This is a genomic window from Streptomyces sp. NPDC030862, assembly GCF_055571835.1.
On record NZ_JBVIEN010000003.1, the window covers coordinates 704,406 to 722,174 of the forward strand.

Below are 17,769 nucleotides of genomic sequence, written 5' to 3' on the forward strand. Positions count from 1 at the left end.
CTGGAGGATCCGTGGACCTGTCCCTGTCGACTCGCAATGTGGGCGACCGTACGGTCGTCGAGGTCGGTGGCGAGATTGATGTGTATACCGCGCCCAAGCTGCGCGAGCAGTTGGTCGAGTTGGTGAACGACGGCAACTACCACCTGGTCGTCGACATGGAGAGCGTGGACTTCCTCGACTCGACCGGCCTCGGCGTGCTCGTGGGTGGCCTCAAGCGCGTCCGCGCGCACGAGGGTTCCCTGCGCCTGGTCTGCAACCAGGAGCGCATTCTCAAGATTTTCCGGATCACCGGTCTGACCAAGGTGTTCCCCATCCACACCTCGGTGGACGAAGCCGTCGCGGCGACCGACTGAGCCGGCCGGAGCCTTCCGGTACGAGCCTCCGGAGGCAGGGCCTCCGGAGGAGCTCTCCGGGGCCCTGACCGTCGCCCGGGCCCGGTTTCGGAGCAGGTTTCCGGAACCAGGTCTGGACAAGGCCCGGGCCGGAAGGGCCCTTCGAGGGCGCACACAGCCCCCGCGAGGAGCCGGCCTCCGGAGGGCAGGGCAGAGGTGCCGGGCGTCCAGCCCGGTCCTCTCAGACGCACGCTCGCACGCTCTCATGTCCGAGGGGGATCGCATGGCCACCGTTGAACTCCGCTTCAGCGCCCAGCCCGAGCACGTCAGGACCGCCCGTCTGGTGGCAGCCGCCGTGGCGCGCAGGGCCGGAGTCGACGAAGCCGTGCTGGACGAGGTCCGGCTCGCCGTGGGTGAGGCCTGCTCCCGCGCGGTCGGGCTGCACCGCAGCAACGGCGTGACCGCCCCCATCCGCGTCGCGCTGACCGAGGAGGACAAGGCGTTCTCCATCGAGGTCGCCGACGACGTGCCGGGCGCGGCCGTCGCCGACGCCGACGCCGCGGGGGTTCCGCTCACCGGCGGCTCCTCCGTGCCCGCCGAGGACTTCGACGACGCGGAGGGCGAGGACGAGATGGGCCTCGCGGTCATCAGCGGGCTCGTCGACGACGTGGAAGTCTCGGCCGATGAGCACGGCGGCGTCATCCGGATGAGCTGGCCGGCGAGCCCCACCACCACGCTTCCCTGACCTCACCCACCGCACCCGTCACCGGTGACGTGAGCAGTCTCGAAAGGCCCTGCTGAGCAGGGCCTTTTTCCATTTCCCGGGCAATGGCCGATCACTGGAATTGATCGTCGATCACCGTAGGGAAGATCAAAAGTATTACTGCGTTCGAGTGGTTTCCCGAAACCGATCATTTGCCGACCGGCCAGGGAAGGTCAATTCTGTTCTACGGCGCCCTGTTTTGATCGGGTTCCGCTCCCTACAATCCGTCCACATCTTGAGCTCTTCTGACGTCAAGGAGGACGAATGGCGGGGCTCTTCGAAACACAGCTGTCCGGGCACCCCACTTCTCTCGCCGCCGCGGTACTCACCGACGACAATCGCGTCATCGTGATCGTCATCGTGGCCGTGGCGCTCGCCGCGCTGGTCGTGGCCCAGCTCCTCGTACGGCAGGTCCTGGCCGCCGGTGAGGGCACCGACGCCATGAAAAAGATCGCGGCAGCCGTACAGGAAGGCGCGAACGCCTATCTGGCGCGGCAGTTGCGGACCCTCGCGGTCTTCGCCGTCGTCGTCTTCTTCCTGCTGATGCTGCTGCCGGCGGACAACTGGTCGCAGCGCGCGGGCCGCTCGCTCTTCTTCCTGGTCGGCGCGCTTTTCTCGGCGGTGACCGGATACATCGGCATGCGTCTGGCCGTACGCGCCAATGTGCGCGTGGCGGCGGCCGCGCGGGAGGCCACTCCCGCACCCGGCCAGCCGGAAAAGGACCTCACGGTCGTCTCCCACCGGGCGATGAAGATCGCTTTCCGTACGGGCGGCGTCGTCGGCATGTTCACGGTGGGCCTCGGCCTGCTCGGCGCCTCCTGCGTGGTCCTCGTATACGCCGCCGACGCCCCCAAGGTGCTGGAGGGCTTCGGCCTCGGCGCGGCGCTCATCGCCATGTTCATGCGCGTCGGCGGCGGCATCTTCACCAAGGCCGCCGACGTCGGCGCCGACCTCGTCGGCAAGGTCGAGCAGGGCATCCCCGAGGACGACCCCCGCAACGCCGCCACCATCGCGGACAACGTCGGCGACAACGTGGGCGACTGCGCCGGCATGGCGGCCGACCTCTTCGAGTCGTACGCCGTGACGCTCGTCGCCGCGCTGATCCTCGGCAAGGCCGCCTTCGGCGACCTCGGACTGGCGTTCCCGCTGATCGTTCCGGCGATCGGCGTGGTGACCGCGATGATCGGCATCTTCGCGGTCGCCCCGCGGCGCGCCGACCGCAGCGGGATGACCGCCATCAACCGCGGGTTCTTCATCTCCGCGCTGATCTCGCTCGCGCTCGTCGCCGCCGCCGTCTTCGTCTACCTGCCCTCCTCCTACGCCGCCCTCGACGGCGTCACCGAGTCGGCCATCCGCACCCACGGCGGCGACCCGCGCGTCCTCGCCCTGGTGGCCGTCGCCATCGGCATCGTGCTCGCCGCCCTGATCCAGCAGCTGACCGGGTACTTCACCGAGACCAGCCGCCGCCCGGTCAGGGACATCGGCAAGTCGTCGCTGACCGGTCCGGCCACGGTCGTCCTCGCCGGCATCTCCGTGGGCCTGGAGTCCGCGGTCTACACCGCGCTGCTGATCGGGCTGTCGGTGTACGGCGCCTTCCTGCTGGGCGGCGCGTCGATCACGCTCGCGCTCTTCGCGGTGGCGCTGGCCGGCACCGGCCTGCTCACCACCGTCGGCGTCATCGTCGCCATGGACACCTTCGGCCCGGTCTCCGACAACGCCCAGGGCATCGCCGAGATGTCCGGCGACGTCCAGGGCGCCGGCGCCCAGGTCCTCACCGACCTCGACGCCGTCGGCAACACCACCAAGGCCATCACCAAGGGCATCGCCATCGCCACCGCCGTCCTCGCGGCGGCCGCGCTCTTCGGCTCGTACCGCGACGCCATCGCCACGGCGGTCGCCGACGTGGGAGCCCTGGCCACCGAGCGCAATCTCGTCATGGACATCTCCCAGCCCAACAACCTGGTCGGGCTGATCCTCGGCGCCGCCGTCGTCTTCCTCTTCTCCGGGCTGGCGATCAACGCGGTGTCGCGGTCGGCCGGAGCCGTGGTCTACGAGGTGCGCAGGCAGTTCCGCGAGCACCCCGGGATCATGGACTACACCGAGAAGCCGGAGTACGGGCGCGTCGTCGACATCTGCACCAAGGACGCGCTGCGCGAGCTGGCCACGCCCGGCCTGCTCGCGGTCATGGCCCCGATCGCCGTCGGCTTCAGCCTCGGCGTCGGCGCCCTCGGCGCGTACCTCGCGGGCGCCATCGGCACCGGCACCCTGATGGCCGTCTTCCTCGCCAACTCCGGCGGCGCGTGGGACAACGCCAAGAAGCTCGTCGAGGACGGCCACCACGGCGGCAAGGGCAGCGAGGCGCACGCCGCGACCGTCATCGGCGACACCGTCGGCGACCCCTTCAAGGACACCGCCGGACCGGCCATCAACCCGCTGCTGAAGGTCATGAACCTGGTGGCACTGCTCATCGCGCCCGCCATCGTGCAGTTCAGTTACGGCGACGACGCCAGCCCCGGCGTACGGGCGGGGGTGGCGGCGCTGTCGATCGTCGTCATCATCGCGGCGGTGTACGTCTCCAAGCGGCGCACCGTGTCGATGGGTGATGAAGACAACAACTCGCCGGAAAGGGTGGCGAGCAAGGCGCCCGCGATCTAGCGCCTGGTCAGCAGGCGGGCGGAGCGAAATGACGTTCCGTCCGCCCGCTCGCGTGTCGGCGTGAGCCGTCTCTCCCTTGGTGCAAACGGTGCAAGAGCGTACGAAATGGTCGCACGACACGCGGATGTCGCCCACTTGGCGTGTATGTTCCGGGGCCGAGAGCCTTGGAAGGGACCGATCCGGTGAACAAGAAGCTTGCGGCCGCACTGTCCGGCGGTGCGGTACTGATGCTCGTGCTGTCGGGCTGCGGCGGCGACGACGAGGACGGCGGCAAGGTGGACGCCTGGGCCAAGAAGGTGTGCGACCAGGCGCAGCCGCAGATCCAGAAGAGGGCCAACGCCCAGCAGGCCATCATCTCCACGGCCGCCGACGGCAAGCCCGCCGACATCCAGGCCGCGGACTCGAAGGCCTTCCAGGACATCGCCGACGCCGACAAGGCGCTCGCCAAGGCCGTACAGGAGGCCGGCGCGCCGCCCGTCGAGAACGGCGAGAAGCTCCAGCAGGACGCGGTCAAGGAGCTCAACGACACCGCCACCGCGTACGAGGGGCTGAAGAAGCAGGTCGACGCGCTCGACCCCAAGGACCAGCGGAAGTTCGCCGACGGGCTGTCCGCCGTCGCCGACGGGCTGAAGCGCATCGAGAAGATGGACCAGGACGCGCTGGCCAAGCTGCAGTCCGGCGAGCTGGGCCAGGCGATGGCGAAGCAGCCCGGCTGCCAGAAGGCCAAGGCGACGGCCTCGCCGACGCCCCCGCCGGCCAAGCCCGGCTCCGCCGCCTCTCCTTCGGCCGCGGCGGGCGCTTCCGCCGCGGCGAGCGCTTCGCCGAGCGGCGGCAAGGGCTCCGAGTAGCGCGACGCGCCCGCTCGCCTCAGGTCCGGCGCCACCGGTCCGCGGCCGGTTCGGCATCCGTCCGCGGTCGGTTCGGCATCCGTCCGCGGTCGGCCCGGCGCCGGGCCCATCGGCGCCGGGCCGATCGGCGGTTGTCGGTGGTGGCGGTCACAATGAACAGGTGAGTACGACCAGCCTTCTCGCCAGCCTCCCGGTGCCCGACCGCGCCGCCCGCCTCCGCGACGCCCTGCTCGCGGCCGACTTCACCGCAGACGGGCTGCTGGAGCGCCTCGGCGCAGCCGCCTACGCCGCGCTCGCTCGCAGCGAGACGGTGCCCGCCCTGCGCGCCACCCGCGGGGACGGGCCTCTCGACACCCTCGTGCGGCTGTTCCTGCTCCAGCGGCCCGTGCCGCGGGACCGGGCGCGCGCCGTGCTGCCGCTGGAGGAGGCGCTCGCCGACGGCTGGGTCGCCGAGGAGGGCGAGGAGATCCGCGCCACCGTGGACGTACGCCCGTACGGCGGCCCCGAGGGCGAGGACTGGTTCATCGTCTCCGACCTCGGCTGCGCCGTGGGCGGCGCCGGCGGGGCGAGCGGTCACGGCGAGGGCGTGGTCCTCGGTGTCGGCGGCGCCTCCACCACGCTCGCCGGGATCACCGTGCGCACGCCCGTCGGCTCCGCGCTGGACCTCGGCACCGGCTCCGGCATCCAGGCGCTGCACGCCGCGCAGCACGCCACCCGGGTGACGGCGACCGACCTCAACCCGCGGGCGCTGGGCTTCACCCGGCTCACCCTCGCGCTGTCCGGGGCGCCGGAGGCCGACCTGCGCACGGGCTCGCTCTTCGAGCCGGTGGAGTCGGAGTCGTACGACCTGATCGTGTCGAACCCGCCGTTCGTCATCTCTCCCGGCGCCCGGCTGACCTACCGGGACGGTGGCATGGGCGGCGACGACCTGTGCCGCACGCTCGTCCAGCAGGCGGGCGACCGGCTCAACGACGGGGGGTACGCGCACTTCCTCGCCAACTGGCAGCACGTCGAGGGCGAGGACTGGCAGGAGCGGCTGCGCTCCTGGGTGCCGCTCGGCTGCGACGCCTGGATCGTGCAGCGCGAGGTGCAGGACATCACCCAGTACACCGAGCTGTGGCTGCGGGACGCGGGCGACCACCGGGCGGGACGGGAGGCGTACGAGGCGCGGTACGAGGCGTGGCTGGACGAGTTCGAGGCGCGCAAGACCAAGGCCGTGGGCTTCGGGTGGATCACGCTGCGCAAGTCCGGTGCCGAGCAGCCGTCGATCGTGATCGAGGACTGGCCGCACCCGGTCGAACAACCGCTCGGCGAGACGGTCCGGGCGCACTTCGCCCGCCAGGACTACCTGCGGTCGCGCGACGACGCGGCCCTGCTCGCCGACCACTTCCTGCTCGCACCCGAGGTCGTGCAGGAGCAGGTCGGCCTGCCCGGCGCCGAGGACCCCGAGCACGTGGTGCTCCGTCAGCACCGCGGCATGCGCCGTGCCACCAAGGTGGACGCCGTCGGCGCGGGCTTCGCCGGCGTGTGCGACGGATCCCTGAGCGCCGGGCGGATCCTCGACGCGATCGCGCAGCTGCTGGGGGAGGACCCGGTGCTGCTGCGGGACCGCACCCCGGAAGCGATCCGGCTGCTGGTGGAGGAGGGCTTCCTGGAGCCGGCGGCCAGGTGACACCGGTCGTGTCACCCGCCGGGAAAGGGAGGAAACCGGCCAAGATCGTGAAGGCGCCGCGCGGGTGAACCGGAGCCGTCCACCCCGCGCCGTTCACCCGCAATTCGCGCTCCTGACGTCCGAAGGTGTCAGCCTCGCCCCTGAGGGCACGCAAGCACCTGGGAACGGAACGGGGTACGGGCATGGAGAGCGGACCGGCCATCTTCGCCGGCGTGGCGTTCACGCTGTTCGGAGCGGCGCTGCTCGTGTGGACCGGAGCGCGTGTACTGCACCGCGCCCCGGTGGCGTACGGAGTCAGCCCGGTGGCGGCGGTCACCTTCGCGACCTGCCTCGGAGCGTCGTTCGTGATCCTCGGGGCGTGGTGCTTCGGCCGGGTCTGAGAACCGATCCGAGAACCGCTCCCTGGAGGAGCGGCAGCCGCGGCGGACGCCGTGGCGAGCACCACGGCAGCAGCCGCCACCGGAGTCTTCCGGGACCGCCGCCGGAGCCCCGTCCGGGGTGACGGCGGAATGGGCGGCTCCGTGCCGTGAGGGGAGTCCGGGCGGCAGGAATGGCCGGACTCGGGTTACCGTTCGAGTGGCCGTTGCGGTCTTTTGCCGTTTGACACGGGGGCGGGTTGTACCGTCACACTCCGCAGCGACAGCAGCATCACAGCTGTGAGCGAGCAGAAGCGAGCAGAAGCGAGCACAGTGCGTGAGCAGTGTGTGAGCAGTGCAGACGGTGCGCGGGCAGGCCATGCGCACGCACCGCGCCGCACACTCCACCGAGCGTCGACCGGAGAGAAGAGCGAAGTTGTCCCCGACCAGCGAGACCGCACAGGGCGGCCGCCGACTCGTCATCGTCGAGTCGCCTGCCAAGGCGAAGACGATCAAGGGCTACCTCGGCCCCGGTTACGTCGTCGAGGCGAGCGTCGGGCACATCCGCGACCTCCCCAACGGCGCCGCCGAGGTGCCCGAGAAGTACACCGGCGAGGTGCGCCGCCTCGGGGTGGACGTCGAACACGACTTCCAGCCCATCTACGTCGTCAACGCCGACAAGAAGGCCCAGGTCAGGAAGCTCAAGGAGCAGCTCGCCGAGTCCGACGAGCTCTTCCTCGCCACCGATGAGGACCGCGAGGGCGAGGCCATCGCCTGGCACCTGCTGGAGGTCCTCAAGCCCAAGGTCCCGGTCCACCGGATGGTCTTCCACGAGATCACCAAGGACGCGATCCAGGCCGCCGTCGCCAACCCGCGCGAGCTGAACAAGCGCATGGTCGACGCCCAGGAGACCCGCCGCATCCTCGACCGCCTCTACGGCTACGAGGTCTCGCCGGTCCTGTGGAAGAAGGTCATGCCCCGGCTGTCGGCCGGCCGCGTGCAGTCCGTCGCCACCCGCCTCGTCGTCGAGCGCGAGCGCGAGCGCATCGCCTTCCGCTCCGCCGAGTACTGGGACCTGACCGGCACCTTCGCCACCGGCCGCGCCGGGGACCCCTCCGACCCGTCCACCCTCACGGCCCGCCTCGCCACCGTCGACGGCCGGCGCGTCGCCCAGGGCCGCGACTTCGGCTCCGACGGGCAGCTGAAGTCCTCCGCCGGCCAGGTCCTGCACCTGGACGAGGCGAACGCGCGCGCCCTGGCCGCCGCCCTCGCCGACACCTCCTTCAGCGTCCGGTCGGTCGAGTCGAAGCCGTACCGCCGCTCCCCGTACGCCCCCTTCCGCACCACCACACTCCAGCAGGAGGCCAGCCGCAAGCTCGGCTTCGGTGCGAAGGCGACCATGCAGATCGCCCAGAAGCTGTACGAGAACGGCTTCATCACCTACATGCGTACGGACTCGACGACCCTGTCCGAGACCGCCATCGCGGCGGCCCGGGCCCAGGTCACGCAGCTGTACGGCGCCGGCTACCTGCCCGACGCGCCCCGCGTGTACGCCGGCAAGGTCAAGAACGCGCAGGAGGCGCACGAGGCGATCCGCCCCTCGGGTGATCGTTTCCGCACGCCCGCCGAGACCGGACTGACCGGTGACCAGTTCAAGCTGTACGAGCTGATCTGGAAGCGGACCGTCGCCTCCCAGATGAAGGACGCCGTCGGCAACTCCGTCACCGTCAAGATCGGCGGCCACGCCGGCGACGGCCGGGACGTCGAGTTCTCCGCGTCCGGCAAGACGATCACCTTCCACGGCTTCATGAAGGCGTACGTCGAGGGCGCCGACGACCCGAACGCCGAGCTCGACGACCGCGAGCGCCGGCTGCCGCAGGTCGCCGAGGGCGACGCGCTGAGCGCCGAAGAGATCACCGTGGACGGCCACGCCACCAAGCCGCCGGCCCGCTACACCGAGGCCTCGCTGGTCAAGGAGCTGGAAGAGCGCGAGATCGGCCGCCCGTCGACGTACGCCTCGATCATCGGCACGATCCTCGACCGCGGATACGTCTTCAAGAAGGGCACGGCCCTCGTGCCGTCCTTCCTCTCCTTCGCCGTCGTCAACCTGCTGGAGAAGCACTTCGGCCGGCTCGTCGACTACGACTTCACCGCGAAGATGGAGGACGACCTCGACCGCATCGCGCGCGGCGAGGCGCAGGCGGTGCCGTGGCTGAAGCGCTTCTACTTCGGTGAGGGCGACGCGGCCGGAGCCGCGGGTGCCGCCGCCGAGGCCGGGAACGGCGACGGCGACCACCTCGGCGGCCTGAAGGAACTGGTCACCGACCTGGGCGCGATCGACGCCCGCGAGATCTCCTCCTTCCCCGTCGGCAACGGCATCGTGCTGCGCGTCGGCCGCTACGGCCCGTACGTGGAGCGCGGCGAGAAGGACCAGGAAAACCACCAGCGCGCCGACGTCCCGGACGACCTCGCGCCCGACGAGCTCACCGTCGAGCTCGCGGAGGAGCTGCTCGCCAAGCCGAGCGGCGAGTACGAGCTGGGCACGGACCCGGCGACCGGTCACACGATCGTCGCGAAGGACGGCCGCTACGGCCCGTACGTCACGGAGATCCTCCCCGAGGGCACCCCGAAGACCGGCAAGAACGCGGTCAAGCCCCGCACGGCCTCCCTCTTCAAGACCATGTCCCTCGACACGGTCACCCTGGAGGACGCGCTCAAGCTGATGTCGCTGCCGCGCGTCGTGGGCACGGACGCCGAGGGCGTGGAGATCACCGCGCAGAACGGCCGCTACGGCCCGTACCTGAAGAAGGGCACGGACTCGCGGTCCCTGACGGATGAGGAGCAGCTCTTCACGATCACGTTGGAGGAGGCCCTCGCCATCTACGCCCAGCCGAAGCAGCGCGGGCGCGCCGCCGCCAAGCCCCCGCTGAAGGAGCTGGGCACCGACCCGGTGAGCGAGCGCCCGGTCGTCGTCAAGGACGGCCGCTTCGGACCGTACGTCACGGACGGCGAGACCAACGCCACCCTGCGCACCGGCGACAGCGTGGAGACGATCACGCCGGAGCGCGGTTACGAGCTGCTGGCGGAGAAGCGCGCGAAGGGCCCGGCGAAGAAGACCGCGAAGAAGGCGCCGGCCAAGAAGGCGGCGGCGAAGAAGACGACCACCGCGAAGACGACCACCGCGAAGAAGGCCACCGCCAAGAAGACGGCGGCGAAGACGACCGCGGCGAAGAAGACGGCGACCAAGACCGCCGCCAAGAAGACCGCCGCCAAGAAGGCCACGGCCTCCAAGGCGTCGTCGGAGGAGTAGGGACGAGCAGGGCGAGGACGGGCGAGGGTGAGTGCGCCCGGCGAGCGCGGGCGTCTGTTCGGGCGGGAGGACTGGGTGTCGGTCCGGCCGGATAGGCTGAGGGGATGACGCGAGCCGAGCAGCCAACGGTCTTGAGCCCCACCTCAGACTCCGACGCCGCACTAGCCGCGGACTCCCGCGAGCGCGCCGTACGGGCTCTGTTGCGCAACCAACCGCTGCGGCGGTTGTGGAGCGCGCAGCTCGTCGGCGGGGTCGGAGACGCCCTCGCCCTGCTGGTCCTGGTGTTGCTGGCCCTGCAGGCCGCGATCGCCGAGGACGCCCTCGGAGGCGGCTACCGGGGCGCGGCGTTCGCCGTCGCGGCCGTGTTCGGGGCGCGGATCCTGGCCACGCTGCTCTTCGGCGCCGTGCTGCTCGGGCCCATGACCACGCTCACCGCCCCCGGAGGTCCGCTCGACCGGCGCTGGACCATGGTGGGCGCCGACGGCGTGCGCGTCGCGCTGCTGATCGTCGCACCGCTGTGGATCGACTGGACACCGGACAAGGCGCTCGCCTTCCTGCTGTCCACCGCCTTCCTCTCCGGCGTGGCCGAGCGGTTCTGGACCGTCGCCAAGGAGAGCGCAGCCCCCGCGCTGCTGCCCGCCCCGCCGCCCGAGGGCGCGGCCGTACGCCCGCTGCCGGACCACATGGACGCGCTGCGGCGCCTGTCGCTGCGTACCGGCTTCGCCGCCATCCCCGCCGCGGCCGCCGTGCTCCTCGTCGCCACGCTCGTCGGGAACGTGCTGGGGGCGGGCATCGACTGGTTCTCCGGCCACCAGGCGGCCCTCGGCTCGTACGTCGCGGCCGGGCTCTTCGCCGCCTCGGTCTCCGTCCTGTACTTCCTGGAGTTCCCGGACACCCAGACCCCGCGCCCGCGCTCCCCGCTGGAGGGCCTGCGCCGCCCGTCGACCGGCAGCGGCCCGGACAAGGGCCGCACGGGCGCCATACCGCTGCTCGTGCTCGGCTGCGTCGCCGTCGCCGCGGCCATCGCGGCCGCCGCCGCCGTCTCCGTACTGCACGCCAAGGACCTGGGCGGCGGGCCGGTCGCGTTCGCGCTGCTGATCCTCGCGCTGATGGGCGGGACGGGCCTCGGCATCCGGTCCGCGCGGGCCGTGCTGCCCGCGCTGTCCCGCCGCCGCCTGCTGGCGCTGGCGCTGGCCGCCACCGGAGTCGCGCTGCTCGCGATGGGGCTGGTGCCGGACACCGCGACCGTGCTGTTCCTCGCGCTCGGGGCGGGCCTGGCGGCCGGTGTCGCCGCCCACACCGGGCACGCGCTGATCGACCAGGAGAGCGAGGAGTTCCGGCGGCCGCGCGTCACCGCGCACCTCCAGGCGGTCGTACGGGTTGCCATCGCGCTCGGCGCGCTCGCCGCCCCGCTGCTGGCCGCCGCGATCGGACCGCACCGGCTCGCGAGCGGCGACTTCGTCTTCGCGCACGGCGGCGCCGCCTTCACGCTGATGCTGGCGGGCGCGCTGCTGCTGCCCGTCGCCGTCCTGGTCCTGGCCAGGACCGACGACCGTTCCGGCGTGCCGCTGCGCCGCGACCTGCGCGACGCGCTGCGCGGCGCGGACCCGGCGCAGGCGCCGTCGAAGACCGGCTTCTTCATCGCCCTGGAGGGCGGCGACGGAGCCGGCAAGTCCACCCAGGTCGAGGCGCTCGCCGAGTGGATCCGCGCCAAGGGCCACGAGGTCGTCGTCACCCGTGAACCGGGCGCCACGCCCATCGGCAAGCGGCTCCGCTCCATCCTGCTCGACGTGTCGAGCGCCGGACTGTCCAACCGCGCGGAGGCGCTGCTGTACGCGGCCGACCGCGCCGAGCACGTCGACTCGCTGGTCCGCCCCGCCCTGGAGCGCGGCGCGATCGTGATCTCCGACCGGTACATCGACTCGTCGGTCGCCTACCAGGGCGCCGGCCGCGACCTGTCCCCGACCGAGATCGCCCGCATCAACCGCTGGGCGACCGGCGGTCTCGTACCCCACCTGACCGTGCTGCTGGACGTCTCGCCGGAGACCGCGCGGGAGCGGTTCACGGAGGCGCCGGACCGGCTGGAGTCCGAGCCCGCCGAATTCCACCGGCGGGTACGGGGCGGGTTCCTCGCCCTCGCGGCGGCCGACCCCGGCCGCTACCTGGTGGTGGACGCGGGGCAGGAGCCGGCGTCCGTCACCACCGTCATCCGCCACCGGCTCGACCAGATGCTGCCGCTCTCCGAGGCCGAGGTGAAGGCTGCGGAGGAGGCGCGCAAGGCCGCCGAGGAGGAGGCCCGGCGCAAGGCGGAGGAAGAGGCCGCCCGCAAGGCCGAGGAGGAGCGCCTGGAGCGCGAGCGCCAGGAGCAGCTCGCCAAGCTGCGCGCCGAGGAGGAGGAGCGCAAGCGCCGCGAGGAGGAAGAGGCGCGGCGCCGCGAGGCCGAGCGTCAGGCCGAGGAGGCCCGGCGGCGGGCGGAGGAGGCCCGCCGGCTCGCCGAGGAGGAGCGGCAGCGGCGCGAGGCCGAGGAGAAGGCCCGCCGCGAGGAGCAGGAGCGGCTGCGCAAGCTGAAGGAGGAGCAGGAGCGGCTGCGCGTCGAGGCCGAGGAGCGGCGCCTGGAGAAGCAGCGCAAGGCCGAGGAGGCCCTGCTGCGCGCGGAGGAGGCCCGTCGCCGCGCCGAGGAGGCGGCGGCTGCGGCCGCGGCTTCGGCGTCGCACGCGTCGCCGGGGGTGTCCCCCACCGAGACCACGGTGCCGACCCCGGTCGTGAACCCGGACGAGGAGACCCAGGAGGTCCCCGTCCCGCGCGTCGACATGCGGAAGACCGTCGACATGCGCAAGGACGACGAGACGGCGGTTCTGCGTCCCGTCCCGGCGGAGCCGGGCCCCGAGGCCGCCGGTCCGGCGGACGAGACGGCGGTCCTGCCTCCCGTACGCGACCCCCGCGACCCCCGCGGCACCGGCGACGCCCGCGACCCCCACGCCACCGGCGCCACCGGTGACCCCCGTGGTACCGGCGCGGACGCCGCTCTCGACGAGACCGCCGTCCTGCCGCCCGTACGGGCCGACCGGCCCGCCGACCGCGTACCGCCCGGGTTCTTCCGGGAGGAGGAGCCGGACGGCGTCGCGCCGGCCGAGCGCACCCGCGAGCTGCCGCAGATGGACGAGCAGGGGCGGCCGCGGCGGCGCTCCGACTGGGCGGAGGAGACGCCTCTCGACGACCTGCCGTCGCTCGCGGACGAGCTGTTCGGCCCGCACGACGACGAGGACGACGACCCGCGGGGCGGCCGCCGCCGGCGCTGAGGGGCGGGCGTTGTCAGACCCGTCCCCCACAATGGGAATCCACACCGACACGATCAGCACGGTCAGCATGAGCAGCACGTACGCAGGAAGGCGGTGACCCGTGCCCGTATGGGACGACCTGGTCGGCCAGGACCGCGTCCAGGCGCAGCTCGCCGCCGCGGCGCGTGACGCCGACGCGCTCGTCACGGCCGACGCGCAGGGCACGCCGCCGCCCGACGCGTCGAAGATGACGCACGCATGGCTGTTCACGGGCCCGCCGGGATCCGGGCGCGAAACGGCCGCCCGGGCCTTCGCCGCCGCCCTGCAGTGCGTCAGCCCCGACCGGGCGCTCGGCGCGGAGCCCGGCTGCGGGTTCTGCGACGGGTGCCACACCACCCTCGTCGGGACGCACGCCGATGTGGAGATCATCCGCACCGACCTCCTCTCCATCGGCGTCAAGGAGACCCGCGAGCTCGTCCGGCGCGCCCAGCTCTCGCCGGCCGTCGGGCGCTGGCAGGTCATCGTCCTGGAGGACGCCGACCGCCTCACCGAGGGCGCGGGGAACGTGCTGCTGAAGGCCGTCGAGGAGCCCGCGCCCCGCACGGTCTGGCTGCTGTGCGCGCCCTCCATCGAGGACGTGCTGCCCACCATCCGCTCCCGCTGCCGACACCTCACGCTGCGGACGCCTCCGGTGGACGCCGTCGCGGACGTCCTCGTCCGGCGCGACGGCATCGAGCCCGAGGCCGCGGCCGTCGCCGCCCGCGCCACGCAGGGGCACATCGACCGCGCCCGCCGGCTCGCCACCGACGAGCGCGCCCGCGCCCGCCGGGCCACCGTGCTCAAGGTGCCGCTGCGGGTCGAGGACGTCGGGGGCTGCCTCAAGGCCGCGCAGGAGCTGATCGACGCCGCGGCCGAGGACGCCAAGCAGGCGTCCGAGGAGCTCGACGTCAAGGAGACCGAGGACCTGAAGGCGGCGCTGGGCGCGTCCCAAGGCGGCCGCATGCCGCGCGGCACGGCGGGCGCCATGAAGGAGCTGGAGGACAAGCAGAAGCGCCGCAAGACGCGTACGCAGCGCGACAGCCTGGACCTGGCACTCAGCGACCTGACGGGGTTCTACCGCGATGTGCTGGCCCTCCAGCTCGGTACCCGAACCGCCATCGCCAACGAGGACGTACGGGACGCGCTGGACCGCATAGCCCGGGAGTCCACCCCCGAGCGGACCCTGCGCCGGATCGAGGCGGTCCTCGCCTGCCGCGAGGCCCTGGACCGCAACGTGGCGCCGCTGCTCGCCGTGGAGGCGATGACGATGGCGCTGCGCGCGGGCTAGTCACCCGTACGGGTACGAAGAGGAACACTGCGTCACCATCCGGCTACGCTCCGGGAATGGACTCCGCTCGCCTGTTCCGCGTCACCGCCGTCACCCTCTCCGCCTTCGGTCTGCTCGCCGCGGGCTGCACCGACGGCGGCACCACCCTCTCCGCGTCGGCCACCGCGTCGCGCGCCATCGCATCGACCGAGGAGCTCAAGGAGTACTACGGCCAACGCCTGAGCTGGCGCGCGTGCGGCTCGCCCGGCTTCGAGTGCGCCACGCTGCGTGCCCCGCTCGACTACGCGAAGCCGCACGGCGAGCAGCTGGAGCTGGCCGTCTCCCGCGTCCGGGCCACCGGCCCGGGCAAGCGCCTCGGCTCCCTGCTGGTCAACCCCGGCGGCCCGGGCGGCTCGGCCGTCGGGTTCCTCCAGGGGTACGCCGGCATCGGCTACCCGGCCAAGGTCCGGGCCCGGTACGACATGGTCGCCCTCGACCCGCGCGGCGTGGCCCGCAGCGAGCCCATCGAGTGCCTCGACGGCCCGGAGATGGACGCGTACACGCAGGTGGACCAGACGCCGGACGATCCGCGCGAGCGGAACCTGCTCACGGGGTCGTACCAGCGCTTCGCGGAAGGCTGCGCCAAGCGCTCCGGCAAGCTCCTCCCGCACGTCTCGACGGTCGAGGCGGCGCGCGACATGGACATCCTGCGCGCGGTCCTCGGCGACCGGAGGCTGACCTACGTCGGTGCCTCCTACGGCACCTTCCTCGGCGCCACGTACGCCGAGCTCTTCCCGTCCCGCACGGGCCGGCTCGTCCTGGACGGCGCGATGGACCCGTCCCTCCCGACCGCCGAACTCAACCGCGACCAGACGGCCGGCTTCCAGCGCGCCTTCGAATCGTTCGCCGCCGACTGCGTCCGGCAGCCCGACTGCCCGCTCGGCACCGTCTCACCCGCCGACGCGGGCCATCGCCTCACCGCCTTCTTCCGGCGGCTCGACACCCGTCCGGTCGCGACCGGCGAGAACCGCCTCCTCGGCGAGTCCCTGGCCACCACGGGTGTGATCGCCGCCATGTACGACGAGAGCACCTGGTCCCAGCTGCGCGCGGCCCTCACGAGCGCGATGGACGGCGACGGCTCCGGCCTGCTCGCCCTCGCCGACGCCTACTACGAGCGCGAGTCCGACGGCACCTACTCCAACCTGATGTACGCCAACGCCGCCGTGAACTGCCTCGACCAGCCGCCCGCCTTCACCACCACCGCGGAGGTGACCGCCGCCATGCCCTCCTTCGAGAAGGCGTCCCCCGTCTTCGGCAGGGGCCTGGCCTGGGCCTCGCTGAACTGCGCCCACTGGCCGACCAAGCCCACCGGCACCCCGCACCGCATCGAGGCGAGGGGCGCGGCCCCCATCGTCGTCGTCGGCACCACCCGCGACCCGGCGACCCCCTACAAGTGGGCCGAGGCCCTCGCCGCCCAGCTCGACTCCGGCACCCTCCTCACCTACGACGGCGACGGCCACACCGCGTACGGCCGCGGCAGCGAGTGCGTCGACACCGCGATCAACACCTACCTCCTCACCGGCACGGTCCCCCCGGCGGGCAAGCGCTGCCGCTAGCGACCGGCAGGTGTGCGAGGCACCCACTGGACCTGTGTAGACTTGGGCTCGCTGCTGCACCCCCTGGGCATCCACGGGGATTGCAGGGCGGTGCCGCCTTAGCTCAGTTGGCCAGAGCAACGCACTCGTAATGCGTAGGTCTCGGGTTCGAATCCCGAAGGCGGCTCCACTGAAAACCCGACCTAGGAACGTTCCTACGTCGGGTTTTCTCGTTCAGCGGATACGCCGTCGGCGGCGCGCACGGGCTGCGCGGGTGTCCGTGGTCTCAGTTGTGGTCTCAGTAGGGGCCGGAATGGGCTGCTGGGGCTGGGGCAGGAAGACGCTGCCCATCTGCCGCATGGCGGCTCGCGACAGCTCGGAGCGTCCCTTGACGTACCGCCTCGTCTGGCTGATCTGGGTATGCCGAAGGATCTCCATGATGGTCACGATGTCCACGCCGAGTTCGTTCAGGATCGTGCCGGCCGTGTGGCGGCTCCCGTCGTAGAGGCGCCGGTCATCAATCCCCGCCTCTTCGAGCAGTTCCTTGAACTCCTCGTAGTCCTGCCGCGGGTCGAGCGGTCGGCCATCCGGGCGCGCGAACACGACGTCGTGCTCCTGCCAAAGGTCACCAGCGGCCACCCGCATCTCCTCCTGCAGGGCCCGGAGCTCCCGCAGGGGCGGGATGAAAGGTGGGGGGATCGGCACTGGGTTCTGGCTCTTCTTCGTCTTGGGGCGAGTGAAGACCAGGCCACCGCCTTTCCGCTCCGGGCAGGCACTCGCGTGCTTGGTGCACCCCTTCGCGCACGGCTCGGGGCAACCACGCTTGTAGGCCTTGTGGACGGTGCACTCCGGCGGGCACGGCTCGAATCGGTGCAGCCGCTCACCACACGCATGCGGGTCGGCGCAGCCGTGCTTCCAGGTGAGCCGTTGAAGCTGCCAGCGGGGGTGGAAGAGCCCAGCGTCCAGGTCGACGTACGGCCACCGGAAGCCGAGCGCCTCGCCCTGCCGGAATCCCATCCCGACACCGACGAGCCAGCGCACGAAGGTGGGGCGCCTTGACGCTGCCTCCAGAAACGCGCGCGCTTCCTCCTGCGTGAACGGATTCGCCTCCGTCTCATCCAGCGTTGGCGGGTCGACCAGCGTTGCCACGTTTTCCACGATCATCCGTCGCCGATGGGCGATCTTCAGCGCCCGGGACAGGATGCGGTGCACCTTGAGCACGTGGGAGGGCGCGTGCCCCTCTTCCAGCATCGCCGCGTACATGGCCTCCAGATGCTCCGGCTCCAGCTTGTTCAGCCGGTGCAGGCCTACCCCGGGAATGATGTCGTTGCGGGTCTTGGACCAGTAGTCGTCCAACGAGCGCTGCTTGAGCTTCAGGCTCGCGATCGTGGTCAGGTAGGTCTCCATCCACTCAGCCACGGTCGGCACGCGGCCCGCCTTCGGCGCGCGCTGCTCGTCGCGCAGCTTCTCCAGCGCGCGAACCTTACGGGTCACCTCGGCTTCCGTCCTGCCCGTCCGGTGGCGGCGGTCTGGGCTTCCGTCGGACTTCACGCCCATGGTCACGCGGCCGTGCCACCGGCCGTCGGTGCCCAGGTAGATGGATGACTCCATGTTCGGCTTGCGGGGGCTCATCGCTTCCTCTCATGAGCGAGGC

At 72.0% G+C, this 17,769-nt stretch carries 11 protein-coding genes and 1 tRNA gene; 11 read left to right on the plus strand and 1 reads right to left on the minus strand.

All coding sequences use genetic code 11. The annotated features are described in order from the left end of the window. Positions 1 to 11 precede the first annotated feature (11 nt). From bldG to ACZ42X_RS11355, 11 genes are all read left to right on the plus strand, one after another. Positions 12 to 353, plus strand: coding sequence for an anti-sigma factor antagonist BldG (gene bldG / locus ACZ42X_RS11305; protein WP_468287061.1), 342 nt, complete (start codon positions 12 to 14; stop codon positions 351 to 353). A 262-nt stretch (positions 354 to 615) separates the two neighbouring features. After that, a complete protein-coding gene (locus ACZ42X_RS11310) occupies positions 616 to 1,077 on the plus strand; it encodes an ATP-binding protein (protein WP_361425949.1) in 462 nt (153 codons plus the stop codon). A gap of 282 nt (positions 1,078 to 1,359) precedes the next feature. Next, entirely contained in the window at positions 1,360 to 3,750 is a 2,391-nt protein-coding gene (locus ACZ42X_RS11315) for a sodium-translocating pyrophosphatase (RefSeq protein WP_468287065.1), read from the plus strand. A 182-nt stretch (positions 3,751 to 3,932) separates the two neighbouring features. Next, positions 3,933 to 4,598 carry a small secreted protein gene (locus ACZ42X_RS11320; RefSeq protein ID WP_468287068.1) on the plus strand — a complete coding sequence of 222 codons (666 nt, stop codon included), beginning with the start codon at positions 3,933 to 3,935 and terminating at the stop codon, positions 4,596 to 4,598. A 160-nt stretch (positions 4,599 to 4,758) separates the two neighbouring features. Beyond that, on the plus strand, positions 4,759 to 6,270 hold the full coding sequence (locus ACZ42X_RS11325) for a DUF7059 domain-containing protein (protein ID WP_468287070.1): 1,512 nt from the start codon (positions 4,759 to 4,761) through the stop codon (positions 6,268 to 6,270). Positions 6,271 to 6,452: 182 nt separating this feature from the next. Next, positions 6,453 to 6,650, plus strand: a complete 198-nt coding sequence (locus ACZ42X_RS11330; protein WP_361425937.1) for a hypothetical protein — start codon at positions 6,453 to 6,455, stop codon at positions 6,648 to 6,650. A 412-nt stretch (positions 6,651 to 7,062) separates the two neighbouring features. Continuing rightward, positions 7,063 to 9,936: a type I DNA topoisomerase gene (gene topA, locus ACZ42X_RS11335; protein ID WP_468287073.1), complete on the plus strand. Its 2,874-nt coding sequence runs from the start codon at positions 7,063 to 7,065 to the stop codon at positions 9,934 to 9,936. 104 nt (positions 9,937 to 10,040) lie between these two features. Next, on the plus strand, positions 10,041 to 13,235 hold the full coding sequence (tmk, locus tag ACZ42X_RS11340) for a dTMP kinase (RefSeq protein ID WP_468287075.1): 3,195 nt from the start codon (positions 10,041 to 10,043) through the stop codon (positions 13,233 to 13,235). 100 nt (positions 13,236 to 13,335) lie between these two features. Next, complete coding sequence (locus ACZ42X_RS11345) at positions 13,336 to 14,541, plus strand: DNA polymerase III subunit delta' (RefSeq protein ID WP_361425928.1); 1,206 nt, start codon at positions 13,336 to 13,338, stop codon at positions 14,539 to 14,541. A gap of 56 nt (positions 14,542 to 14,597) precedes the next feature. After that, positions 14,598 to 16,136 (plus strand): alpha/beta hydrolase, encoded by a 1,539-nt coding sequence (locus ACZ42X_RS11350; protein ID WP_468287080.1) that lies wholly within the window; start codon positions 14,598 to 14,600, stop codon positions 16,134 to 16,136. Positions 16,137 to 16,228: 92 nt separating this feature from the next. Continuing rightward, positions 16,229 to 16,305 (plus strand) — tRNA-Thr (locus ACZ42X_RS11355). A 44-nt stretch (positions 16,306 to 16,349) separates the two neighbouring features. On the opposite strand, the gene ACZ42X_RS11360 is transcribed toward ACZ42X_RS11355, so the two are convergent. Further along, entirely contained in the window at positions 16,350 to 17,747 is a 1,398-nt protein-coding gene (locus tag ACZ42X_RS11360) for a tyrosine-type recombinase/integrase (protein WP_468287083.1), read from the minus strand. Positions 17,748 to 17,769: the final 22 nt, after the last annotated feature.

What these genes read in the sequence shown, in the direction of transcription:
- ACZ42X_RS11310 (WP_361425949.1), top strand. Translation starts at nt 616, where the DNA reads ATGGCCACCGTTGAACTCCGCTTCAGCGCCCAGCCCGAGCACGTCAGG.
- ACZ42X_RS11315 (WP_468287065.1), top strand. Translation starts at nt 1,360, where the DNA reads ATGGCGGGGCTCTTCGAAACACAGCTGTCCGGGCACCCCACTTCTCTC.
- ACZ42X_RS11330 (WP_361425937.1), top strand. Translation starts at nt 6,453, where the DNA reads ATGGAGAGCGGACCGGCCATCTTCGCCGGCGTGGCGTTCACGCTGTTC.
- tmk (WP_468287075.1), top strand. Translation starts at nt 10,041, where the DNA reads ATGACGCGAGCCGAGCAGCCAACGGTCTTGAGCCCCACCTCAGACTCC.
- ACZ42X_RS11350 (WP_468287080.1), top strand. Translation starts at nt 14,598, where the DNA reads ATGGACTCCGCTCGCCTGTTCCGCGTCACCGCCGTCACCCTCTCCGCC.
- ACZ42X_RS11360 (WP_468287083.1), bottom strand. Translation starts at nt 17,747, where the DNA reads ATGAGCCCCCGCAAGCCGAACATGGAGTCATCCATCTACCTGGGCACC.